The organism is Chitinophaga niastensis, from assembly GCF_003014755.1.
Lineage (GTDB): Bacteria > Bacteroidota > Bacteroidia > Chitinophagales > Chitinophagaceae > Chitinophaga > Chitinophaga niastensis.
The window spans coordinates 386,537-399,005 of sequence record NZ_PYAW01000004.1 but is presented as its reverse complement, the minus strand read 5'-3'; the positions used below and the strand labels follow the sequence as shown (position 1 = coordinate 399,005).

Annotated in this window: 3 protein-coding genes and 2 pseudogenes; all 5 read right to left on the bottom strand. The window is 43.3% G+C overall.

The features are described from left to right. Positions 1–12: 12 nt before the first annotated feature. Positions 13–3,159: pseudogene (locus tag CLV51_RS29935) on the bottom strand (non-ribosomal peptide synthetase); the annotation flags it as partial. A 264-nt stretch (positions 3,160–3,423) separates the two neighbouring features. Beyond that, a pseudogene (locus CLV51_RS29930) lies at positions 3,424–8,451 on the bottom strand (beta-ketoacyl synthase N-terminal-like domain-containing protein); the annotation flags it as partial. Between the two features lie 162 nt (positions 8,452–8,613). After that, positions 8,614–10,239, bottom strand: a complete 1,626-nt coding sequence (locus CLV51_RS20405) for an MBL fold metallo-hydrolase (RefSeq protein WP_106529928.1) — start codon at positions 10,237–10,239, stop codon at positions 8,614–8,616. Between the two features lie 2 nt (positions 10,240–10,241). Then, positions 10,242–10,958, bottom strand: coding sequence for a thioesterase II family protein (locus CLV51_RS20400; protein ID WP_106529927.1), 717 nt, complete (start codon positions 10,956–10,958; stop codon positions 10,242–10,244). A 371-nt stretch (positions 10,959–11,329) separates the two neighbouring features. After that, positions 11,330–11,848, bottom strand: coding sequence for a UpxY family transcription antiterminator (locus CLV51_RS20395; RefSeq protein WP_106529926.1), 519 nt, complete (start codon positions 11,846–11,848; stop codon positions 11,330–11,332). Positions 11,849–12,469 lie beyond the last annotated feature (621 nt).

Sequence of the window (12,469 nt, the reverse complement as noted above, 5' to 3'; positions counted from 1 at the left end):
GATATAAGTATGCAATGCAGCAATAGTAGCATGAAGGAATAACGACTTCATGGATAACTCCACCTGCATTTTTTTGCGGATAGCCGACATCAGTCGCATAGCCAGCAATGAATGTCCGCCAAGCTCAAAGAAATTATCGTATATACCTACCCGTTGTATACCCAGCAACTCCTGCCAGATGTCTGCCAGCACCTGTTCTGTTTCATTGCGGGGGGCTACATACTCCCTGCTGGCCAACAAGCTGCCATCAGGGTCTGGTAAGGATTTTTTATCTATTTTACCGTTAGCTGTCAGCGGGATTTTTTCCAGTTCCACCAACAGGGCCGGTACCATATATTCAGGTAATTTATCTTTCAGATAAGCGAGTATAACTGCTTTATCAAATGTGCCGTTGGGTACAATGTATCCTACCAGCCACTTATTACCGTTATCATCTGCTTTTACCAGTACTACTGCCTGACTTACCTGGTCACATTGTTGCAGTACATTTTCTATTTCACCCAGCTCTATGCGGTAGCCGCGGATCTTCACCTGTTCATCTATACGGCCCAGGTATTCAATATTGCCGTCGGGCAGCCATCTGCCCAGGTCCCCGGTTTTATACAGGCGGCCACCCGCAGGGAATGGATTGGGGATGAATTTTTCTGCCGTTAATTCCGGCCGGTTTAAATAGCCTCTTGCCACACCGATGCCGGATACACAGATTTCTCCGGGTACACCTACAGGGCACAACTGCTGCGCCTTGTCCAATACATACAACTGTAAGTTTTGTACGGGAGCACCCAGCGGCACATTGCTGCGGGCAGGTGTTTCATACATGATATAATGACAAATATCATCGGAGGCTTCCGTTGGGCCGTAAGCATTCACCACAGGGATATAAGGATAGCTTTTAAACCATTGTGCCAGCAGATGCTGACTCACCGTTTCGCCTGTTACCAATAAAAATTCCAGGGACGTTAAAGCCACCGGCACGTTTTCCTGCAATACAGCCGCCAGGTAAGAAGGCACTAATTCCAGGATGGTGACTTTGTTTTTGTCTACATCTGTCATCAATACCGCCGGGCTGAAAATAAGATGATCCCGATATATAATAGTTGTGCCTCCGCACAACAATGCAGCGAACATCTGCCACACAGAAATATCAAATGTATAGGCAGCTGTATAAGCAACAATGGATGCATTGTTGAGCCGGAGGTCATTTATTTTAGCATACAAATGATTGAGCATGCCGCCATGTTCTACCATCACGCCCTTGGGCAAACCAGTGGAGCCCGAAGTATAAATGACATAAGCCAGGTTATCGGGAGATATTACCTTTTGCAGTGTACTGACAGGCTGGCCGGCAATCATTGTATGGTCGTTATCTACCGATACGATGTCTATAGCGGACAGTGTATCTATTTTTTGAAGACATGCATGGCTGCTCACCATCACTGTAGCACCAAGATCATCCAGCAGGTAATTAATTCTTTCTGCAGGATAAGCAGGGTCGATAGGCACATAGGCACCACCGGCCTTCAGGATACCTAAAATGCTCACTATCATCTCCGGCGAACGTTCTATGCAAAGCGGCACCAAAACGTCTGTTTTAACCCCTTTGCTGCTTAAATAATGCGCCAGTTGATTGGAACGTTCATCCAGTTCCTGATAAGTGAGTGAAATATTTTCAAATACCAGTGCAATGGCATCCGGTGTTTGTAGTGCCTGTGCAGCAAACAGATCAACCAGGTTGCTGTGCTGCGGATAGGCGACCACGTTATGATTAAAAGCAACCAGTAGCTGCTGCTCTTCTTCAGGATGCAGCATCGGCAAAGATGCAATCTTTGCTGACGGAGCTGTTACAATGAACTGTAACAACTGTTCGTAGTGCCTGATCATCCTTTCAATAGTAGCTGCGCTGAACAGGTCAACACAATATTCTACATATCCGTTTAAACCATTCGTATCTTCTTTAAAACAAAAACTTATATCAAATAAGGTTGTCTGGTGTGCTGTCTGCTCCCTGGATAACAGTACATCGCCCAGGCGCAGATCCGGTAAATCCGGTGTATTAAACAGCTCAAACATCACCTGGAATAAAGGTGTTCTGCTCATATCCCTTTCCTTTTCCACTACTTCCACTACTTTCTCAAATGGTACTTCCTGGTGGTCGTACGCCTGGAGGGTAGTTTGTTTCACCTGCTGCAAAAGTGAAATAAAAGAGAGATCATTGCCCAGGTCACTGCGTAATACCAGCGTATTGATAAACAGTCCTATCAGTCCGTCTACCTCTTCTCTAGTTCTGCCGGCAATAGAGGTACCTACACTGATATCTTCCTGACCACAGTAACGGTATAATAATACTTTAAAAGCCGCTACCATCGTCATGAACAAGGTAGCACCCTGTTGCCTTGACAGTATTTGCAACTGAGCAGATAATTCCTTGTTAATACGGAAGTGATGTCTTGTACCACGTGTACTTTGAAAAGCGGGCCTTACAAAGTCTACCGGCAGATTCAACTGCGCAGCGCCTTCCAGCTGACCTTTCCAGTAATCAAGCTCCTGTGCCAATACCCTGCCTGATAAATATTCGCGTTGCCAGGAGGCATAATCAGCGTATTGCATTTCCATTGGCAGCAATTGCGGGCGGCGATTTTCCACATGCGCCCCGTATAATTCTACCAACTCATTGAAAAGAATATTTGCTGACCATCCATCCATCGCAATGTGGTGCATCGTTAACACCAGTATCTGTTCGTTGTCTGCTATTTTGATCAGCTGCGCACGCAACATATGCTCTTTCGATAAATCAAAAGGCTGATGTACCAGTTGCGTAATATATGCCTGCAATGCGGCGGCGTCTTCTTTGAAAGATACATCCTGCACAGTGGTCAACTGCCACAAATCCTTATCCAGCAAACGTGGGGAGGCTTTACCATCCACTTCAGTGATCACTGTTCTGAGCACCTCATGCCGGTTAACAATATTTTGCAGCGCAGCTGATAAAGCGGCGGTATTCAGCGCTCCCTTTAATCTGTAAACTGCACGTTCGTTATACTGCACGCTGCCTTCCAGCTGATCAATCACCCACAAACGTTCCTGGCTGAATGATAAAGTAAGCGGGGTGTTGGCAGGTTTATTATAAAAAGGTTCTTTTACCGGAGTAGTATCAATCATTTCTTTCTTCGGCGGCAACGGATCTTCAAATGTTCCATTGGTGCCTTTCCCCGTTTTGTAATGCTGGGATAGCCACTGGAATTGCTGCGCCATAATATTGAACTGCCGCTGCATGACCAGGAAAGGGTCCTGCTCTTCAGGGAAAAGTGCGCCACCCGAAACAGCTGTTAACGGTTGCATTGGCATGGTTGCTACTGCTATGTCGTGCAACGTTTCCGTAGTTGCAGGCAGAATATCCACTGCATTGGCTGCAATATATTCTGCTATCTGATCCAGCGTGATCAATGTATCAAACAGCTGTTTGATCGTCAGTTTCAGGCCATATTGTTTTTCAATGGCCCTCAACATGTTGCTTAATATCAATGAGTCGGCGCCCAGTAATAGTAAGTCGGCGTATACATCAATTTCTGCCGGTGATATTTTTAATGCTTTGCCTAAAGCCTCACTGAGGTAGGAAAGAATAGCTGCCTGGCTATTTGCAGCGGGATGAGATGCTGTAGTAACAATAACATCTTTTTCTTTTTTACCTGCCGGCAGGATAACCGTGCGTTGAAACGGTTCACCTGCTTCTAACCAGTAACGTTGGCGCTGAAACGGATAAAGCGGTAAAGCAACGTGCTGATAGTGATGATGCTGATAAAATTGTTCCCATTTAACCGGAATGCCTTTTACATGCAGGGCCATCAGGCTATGCATGATGGTAGTCCAGGATGAATGCTCACGGCGCATACCCGGTAACAGGCAATCTTCAGCATAAGCAGCCGTTAACTGCACCATTGATAAGAGATTGGGCTGAGGCCCTAACTCCATCAATATTTCTCCACCCAGCTCTTTTATTGTTTGCAGATTTTTTGAAAACTGTACAGGCAATAAAATATGATTGCACCAATAATCGGCATGGGCTATTTCATCTGTAATGACTGCTCCTGTTACATTTGATACCAGGTCCAATACAGGCGTATAATATTGAATGCGTATGGCTGTTTCCCTGAATGCCGGCAACATGGGCTCCATCAATGGTGAATGGGAAGCATGTGATATCAGCAATTCCCGGCCGCCAATACCTTGTTGCTCCAATGATTGCAAGGCTGCTTTGATGGCATCTTTCTTGCCTGAAATCACGGTCAGCTCAGGACCATTGATAGCTGCAATGGACAGGTCATTTCCATATGGCTGAATAGATGCAGCCACCAGGGCCGGTGCTGCAAACACAGTAGCCATGGCGCCAGGCTCTTTTACAGCCTGCATTAAACGAGATCTTTCTGTTACTAATGTTAATCCGTCGTCGAGACTGAATACACCTGCTACATAAGCAGCTGCATATTCTCCCACACTATGGCCCGCCACCAACGACGGCCTTATACCCCAGGAAGTCCACATAGCAGCCATGGCACAGGAAACAGCAAATAATGCCGGCTGGAAATAGGTCATCTGCTGCAATATCCGGTTACCTTCCTCTTTATTAATTTCATAGAGCAGATGTGTTAAACCGAATCCCCACCTGGGTTGCAGGAAAGCATCGCAATGATCTATCACCTGTTTGAATACCGCGTTATTTTCATACAACTCCCTGCCCATGCCCCAGTATTGAGAGCCGCCGCCGGTAAACAACCAAACGATTTTTCCAGGATGTGCAGCTGCACTGCCCTGCACTATTTCATTTGTATCACTGTTGTTAACAAATGCTTTCAGGCGTTGCGCAGCTTCTTCTGCTGTACTAACGTTGAAGGCCATACGATTTCTGAAAGCATCGCGTGCAATAGCTGTACTGTATGCAATCGCTGACAAAGGAACAGCCGTATTTTGCAGCAGCAGCATATATTGCGCAGCCTGCGCTTTTAATGCATCCGGCGTTTTGGCAGATAATAATAATGGATAAGATGGTAACTGCCATCCGGAAGGTTGTGCGTTATTTTTTTCTGGATCAGCTTCTTCCAGTATCACATGCACATTGGTGCCGCTCAAACCAAAAGAGCTAATGGCAGCACGCCTTTTTCCGGTGGCAATATCCCATGGGGTTAATTTATTTACTACCTGTACCTGCAGGTCCTTCCAGGGAATCAGGCGATTAGGTTTATTAAAATGCAGGCTGGCAGGAATCTGTTTATGCTGCAGACTGAGTACTGTTTTTATCAGACCAGCGATGCCTGCAGCGGCTTCCAGGTGCCCAATATTTGTTTTCACCGCACCCAGCAGCAGTGGCTGCCCGGCATGATGGGCTTTGCCATATACGGCATGCAATGCCTGTACTTCTACCGGATCACCCAATGGTGTACCGGTACCATGGGTTTCCACGTATTGCACTGTTGCAGGGTCAATACCGGCATGTTGCAAAGCCTTTCCAATCAGTTGCTGCTGCGCGATCCCGTTTGGAGCCGTTAACCCGTTGCTTAAACCATCATGATTGATAGCAGAGCCATTAATAACGGCCAGTATATTATCATTGGCAGCCAATGCATCGGCAAATCTTTTCAATACAATAACGCCTGCTCCTTCCCCTCTCACATAGCCGTCGGCGGTATCATCAAATGTTTTACACAACCCTGCCGGAGAGAGTGCTTTTATCCGGCATAATTTAATAGTTGTATCCGGAGAAAGCATCAGGTTTACACCACCCGCCAATGCCAGGGAACATTCTCCCTGCAACAGGCTCATACAGGCCTGGTGCACGCTTACCAATGAAGAAGAACAGGCAGTATCCAGTTGCATTACCGGACCATGGAAATCCAGCAGGTAAGCAATTCTGCCGGCAGCAATACTTCTTTCCACACCAAGTCCCGTCAATGCATCTTCATAGTATGTATTATCCTGGCTTTTATTAATAATATATTGATAGTCATCTGATCCTATTCCTATGAAAACACCACTATCACTACCTCTCAGTTTTGATGGACGAAGACCTGCATGTTCCAGTGCTTCCCAGCATACTTCCAGTAACAAACGCTGTTGCGGGTCCATACCTGCAGCTTCTTTGGGAGAAATACCAAAAAACAGCGGATCAAATTTGTCTGCCTGCTCAATAAAGCCGCCATACCTTGTATACATTTTACCAGGCGCCTCTTCATCTTTATCAAAATAATCGGCCACATTCCAGCGATCTTCCGGCACTATGGTAATAGCGTTTCCTTCTTCCACCAGCAGCTTCCAGAAAGCGTCCGGCGTATTTACTTTTCCGGGGAAGCGACAGCCTATGCCTATTACAGCTATTCTGTTATCTGTGATTTTGTTTTCATCATTATGCGGATGATGCCCGCCAATACTTGCTGCAGGAGCAGCTGCGCCTGCCAGGTAGTTGGCTAAAGTATGGATGGTAGGGTAATTAAAGACAACGGTATTATCCACTGTTGTCTCTAAAAAAGTTTCAAGATCTTTTGCCAGTGATACCACCATCAGGGAAGTCATCCCATATTCCCTGAAAGTTTTATCAGCAGATAATTCGTCGGCCGCAAGCCGCAAATACCGTTGCAACCATTGTTGCAGCCATGTGCGGATAGTGGCTGCACGTTGCAGGTGGGATCGGTCAGTTGTTTCGTTAACCGTTATCACCGGCTTTTCTTCCGGAAGTGCAGCAACAGGGATGTCCGCGGCTTCCATCTCTTTAATAATATCATCGTATATCCCTTTACGGTATTCCTCTGCGAATAAATACCGCTTTACTTTTCCGCTGGTAGTTTTGGCCACCTTTCGCACTGGTATCACGTGTTTTACTTCAAATCCCAGGTTGGCAGCAATAAATCTTTTTATTTTTTTGGCGAGTGGCAGAAATTTTTCTGCTGAAGATTTGTGTAAAACAAACACCACAATAAATTCTGAGCCTGTTTCCTCATCGGGCACCCCACAGGCTACTATTTTGCCGGTTTCAATACCATCCAGCGTTTCCACGCTTTGTTCAATATCGTGCGGATAAACATTCATTCCGTTGACGATAATGATATCTTTCACTCTTCCTGCTACATATAAACACTTGTTCAATATAAATCCTGTATCACCTGTATTCAGCCAGCCATCTTTTCTGATGATGGCAGTAGTAGCTGCTTCGTTGTTATAATATGCTCCTGTAACGCTTTTCCCTTTAATCCAGATAACACCCACAAAACCCTCCTGCAAGGCAATCCCCTTTTCATTCGTTATTTTAATCTCCATCCCTGTTATAGGTGTACCCAAATTCACCACTTCCAGGCTACCCTTTGTCGCTTTTTGGTGTAATACACCTTTAGCTGTTACACAACGCCCTATTGTTAAAGCATCCCTACGAATACAAACAGATTGAAGTGTGGGCGTAAAATGCGGGAAAGTTACTTCCAGCGTAGCTTCCGCCATACCGTATACCGGTTTCAAGGCGTCCGGCCGTAAGCCGAATTGGGCCATCTTATCTAAAAATGCCCTGCACAAATCTGCGGATATAGGTTCAGCACCATTAAAAAGGGTACGTACCTGCGACAGCTCTATTCCATTGACTTTATCGTCAGAAAATTGATTGAGGTAATATTTGTAACCAAAATTAGGAGAGCAGGTGAAGGTAATACGATGATCCGACACCTTTTGCCACCATAACAATGGATGCCTGATAAATAAATCAGTAGGCATAATAAAATGGTTTACACCTGCACCCAACGGATACAGGTGAAAACCAATCAGTCCCATATCATGGGTGAGCGGCATCCAGCTCAGATGGCTGTCTTTTTCGTTCACACCATGCGCTGCCAATGCAGCAAAAATATTGTCGATGAGATTACTGTGTTTAAGCACTACTCCTTTAGGATCTCCTGTAGAACCTGAAGAGAATTGCAGGAAAGCAACCGTATCCTGCGTTACTGGTTGTAATACGCCCTCACTGCGGATATCCTGCCCGTCTTCAATAAATAATACTTTATCAAAGTGCGGGCTGTTCTCCTTTCCCACCGCCTGCTCTGCTGATAGTTTTTCATAATTTGCCCGGGCTATAAACAGATAAGGGTTATTCAAAAAAGTCCGGATCTTAAACAGCTTTTGCGCATTTTCACCATGAAAGTTGATAGCAACAGGTACCGGGATGATACCTCCTAAAATACATCCCCAAAAAATGCCGATAAATGTTTGATTATCTTCTACCTGCAGCACCAGTTCATCTCCGGGCTGCACACCTTTTCCCTGTAAGAAGGATAACCAACATACAGCAGTTGTATACAGCTCACTATAAGATAAAAACGTTTCTTTATTACCGGCCAGAATAAAAGTGATGCCTTTGTCTTTAATATCTTTCAGCCTTACTAATAATTCCGCTACCGTTTCAGGGATGTGTTTAGTTTTCATATTGTCTGATCGATGTTTAATATTATAAGTTGTACGGCAGGTCCGGGCATGGCGCTGCCAATTCCATAGCTCCTATCAGCTACAAAACATATTCACCGCATATGATCGGGGTAATCATATGCGGTAGCAATCTCAGGGAAAATTTAGTGGGAAAACCGGGTGTTATTGCAGTACACTTACCAGTTCTTCTTTTCTGTCATATAAAAGTTCTTTCTCTCCATATAACCGTTCTGCAATAATTCCTCTTTCCTGGCAAAGTTCTACCAGCTTATTGGATTGGATGATCGGGTTGGATTCATCCGTGTATTTTATACTGCTGATAAATTCCAGCCATGGCTCCATGCCCATGGCATATACATAAGCTTCCTTCGGTTTAAAAATATCTATCAGCGCCATTCCTTTGGCACAGTCTGAACCGGCCAGCCTGCGGCTTCCGTCCTGGTCCCTTGTGATCTTTTTAGTGATCAACGGACCATACAACCAGGTAAGCGGTGCCCCATCACATTCCATACCGAGGAACAAAACGTCCACATCACCAATCTGGCCGTGAATATGTTTATAGAGTGCGGATTCTACAATCCTGGAATCTGCCAGGAACAAGAGTTTAAACCCGCTAATCTGCACCAGGTAACATGATTTGGTAAGGATATTCAGATCGCTGTGTTCACCGGTAAAAGGTAATCCGGTAATGGTACTATCCACAAACTCAATGGTTTCCATTTCATCCATAGGAATCACATTCCGGAAACCAATGTTATTGAACATCTGTTTCAGATCAGGATCTTCCATTTTACCGCTATTGGTGCGCGGTACAATCAGGTTTTTTATCTTATGACGCAACGGCAACAGGGTTTCAAACAGAATATGATCCTGGTGGTTATGCGTGATCAGTACGTAATCAATAGTATCCGGTAAATCTGCATCAGAGAAGTGTTCTATGTCGGTATCATAGCCGTAATAACTGATCAGGGGATCTACCAGGATGCTTACATCTTTTGTTTCCACCAAAATACACGCATGTCCAAAATACCGCATACGGATCTTATCACCTGTATATTTTTTGTATACCGGTGGTGGTGTTTCAGTAAAAAATGTTTCAAACAAAACTTCCTGTTCCGCGGGTATTCCCAATGCTTGTTTTATTTCAGACAGCGCACGGGGTGTTCTTTTCATCCGGGATAATTCATCAATACCGGCATGTTCAAAGGGAATATCCAGGTGCAATACTTCCGGTTCATTCAGGCGGGGCGTGCTTAAACAAAAAGGCCGGTGATCATTATCAGTGATCCATAAAGCGATGCTCTGTGCACTTTTATTATAAAATTCACTTTTGTATAACAAGGATTCGAAGAAACGGAAATCAGCATTGTTATTACGGTCATAAAAAAGTTCCACGTACCCTTTTAAGATATCAGGCACTTTTTCATACAGTGTTTCCAGTCCGAAGCCTTTTGCTTCCGCCAGCAATATTTTATCCAGTTCTTTTGCTGCTTTGGCAAACTGAATTACTTTCTCCTGGCGTTTTAATATCGTATTTTTTAATGCTTCTACCTCTTCTACTCTGCCACCACCAAAATCCATAAAGGGGCCGCCTTTCATTTTAGGGTTTATCACTGCTTCCGCATGGATACTGGGATCATCCAGGTAAGAGTCCATGATGGTCAAATGCCGTCCAATGGTATTCATAGCGGCAGTAACCGGAGAAATTAAATGGCTCCAGGCATACCATCTGTCAAACAAGGGTTCCAATACTACGTTGGGTTTCAGATATACTTTTTTTTCACTCATGATTAATACGATTTGGAATGAACAACTAATTTTTTGGCAATGATTTGAATTATTTCGTAAGGGTATTTATAAATAAAAAAATGGTGTCCGGGCATGCGTCTGAAGTCAACGGCTATTTTCGTTTCTTTTTGCCACAGATAAACATCTTCTATCTTCATATCTTCTTTCGTTCCTGTAATAACTGTCATAGGAACATTCAGGGATTCATTGGCAGCATACACATAGTTTTCTGTCACTTTAAAATCGGCCCGCAGAATAGGTTCTATATAGTCAAGCAATTCATCATTTTGCAGTATCTCATCCGGGCTGCCGTTCAGGTTCCTCACTTCTTCGATGAATGCTTTTTTATCGAGCAGATGTCTTTTCTTTTCTGTTCTTGACAGTGCTGCAGGGCCGGTGGTACCTGTTATAAAAAGATGCAGCGGTGGCGTCTTTTTATTTTCTATCACTTTCCGGGCCAGGAGGCAAGACATTAATCCACCCATACTATGGCCATAGAAGGCATAGCTCTGATCCAGTTTATCCTTCACCTGTTGATATAAATCATGCAGTATCTGATCAATATTATCCATTAATGGCTCCCTCATTCTTGCACCTCTCCCAGGATATTCCAGGGGAATAATATTAATGAAGGATGGCATATTGTCTTCATACAACCGGTAGGAATACCTGCTTCCCCCGGCGAATGGCAAACAAAAAAGGTTTATTTTCTCCATCATATAAAAACATTTGTGCACTGGTGACAGCGCTATATAGTTATTGAAATAATTTCCCCCTTAACGGTATATACTGTACCGGTATAAAACAGCTATTGCTTAAACATTATCATATAACGTTTTAGGCTATACGAAAATGAGCAGGAAATAGTTTGCTTATAGAAACATACTTACAAACAATTCGTGCACGTTAAGCCGATGATTAACATCCGGCTAAGTAGGTTCCATAAACAATCCAGCAAATTACAGGTGGATTAACCGGTATTGAAATGAATGATACCGGTAAAAATAGCGTGAATGCCACAATGGGTTTTCATTTACTGTGAAACAAACAACTGCTTATGATATGGTTCATAACAAATGAAAAATACGTCCTAGGTGGCAATGGCTGACAGATACTCACAGGACAGTGTGATCAGTATATTTTTCCGCAGCATATTTACCCTTATTAAGATTTTCTGCTCTCCTTTTACCTCCACCACTTCGCCTATAAGTCCACATAGTACGCCGTCTTTGATCATTACCTGTTTGCCGGGAAGGAAATAATCATCAGAAACTTCTATGTCGGTATCATTCACCTCCTTCATTACCAGGCAGATATTATGAATAACATTCTCATTTACCTTTACAACTTCCTTACCTGCTCTGACATAATAAAGTACGCCATCAAGGGTAAGTACACTGTAATATGTTTCCATATCTTCCAGGTAAATAAAAACATAAGAGGGGAATAATGGTGTATCAACATATTTTTTTCTGTCTTTCCATATACGTAACGTTCTTGTTGTGGGTAAAAAATAAGCAATGTTTGCGTCTGATAATTGAATAGCAACTTTTTTTTCGTGTCGTGGCCTTGTATATATTACATACCACCCAGTGATGAGAGCACTCATTTCAGGAAATTTCTAGGATATTTAATAAATATGTACCCGTAATAAAAAAACATAGGTTCAAGAAGACATTATTTACCCGAAAACCGACACCTGTCAGTTAGTAATCCTAATTATTTATGTTCAAAAAAACAAAAATAACCAGACAAACCATAGCTGTCGCTAATGTGGCTCCATTTCCGCCACATTAATTATAAAACTATAACCTTACTTACCTGATTGAAAGACACAATTGGCTAACAGAACTACCCAATGTAGCATTAAGGAATTTTTTGTCTATCGGATAGTACTAGTGATTCTTCATAATTAAATTTGAGTCGATTTCGTCGTCTTAGGGTTTTTGATTTTCTGAGGGCTCATTTACTTCTAAGGGTGATCGTTGTCTACTAAATATGTTCCTCCATTGGCCTTAGATGATCGAATTTAGGAAACATATTTAATTCAACAAAATAAAATACTCAAGATGGAGTTATCGAAACAAGAAAACCAGTAATAATGGGGGTACTTTGTATACTTACTGAAATATAAGCCCAGTAAGCAAAATAGTCGCATGATCCCGGTTGTAAAACAAAATATTTCCTTTTCCCAGTTAATAAACTGATAACATACTCCTTCATTCAATCT

What these genes read in the sequence shown, in the direction of transcription:
- CLV51_RS20405 (WP_106529928.1), bottom strand. Translation starts at nt 10,239, where the DNA reads ATGAGTGAAAAAAAAGTATATCTGAAACCCAACGTAGTATTGGAACCC.
- CLV51_RS20400 (WP_106529927.1), bottom strand. Translation starts at nt 10,958, where the DNA reads ATGATGGAGAAAATAAACCTTTTTTGTTTGCCATTCGCCGGGGGAAGC.
- CLV51_RS20395 (WP_106529926.1), bottom strand. Translation starts at nt 11,848, where the DNA reads ATGAGTGCTCTCATCACTGGGTGGTATGTAATATATACAAGGCCACGA.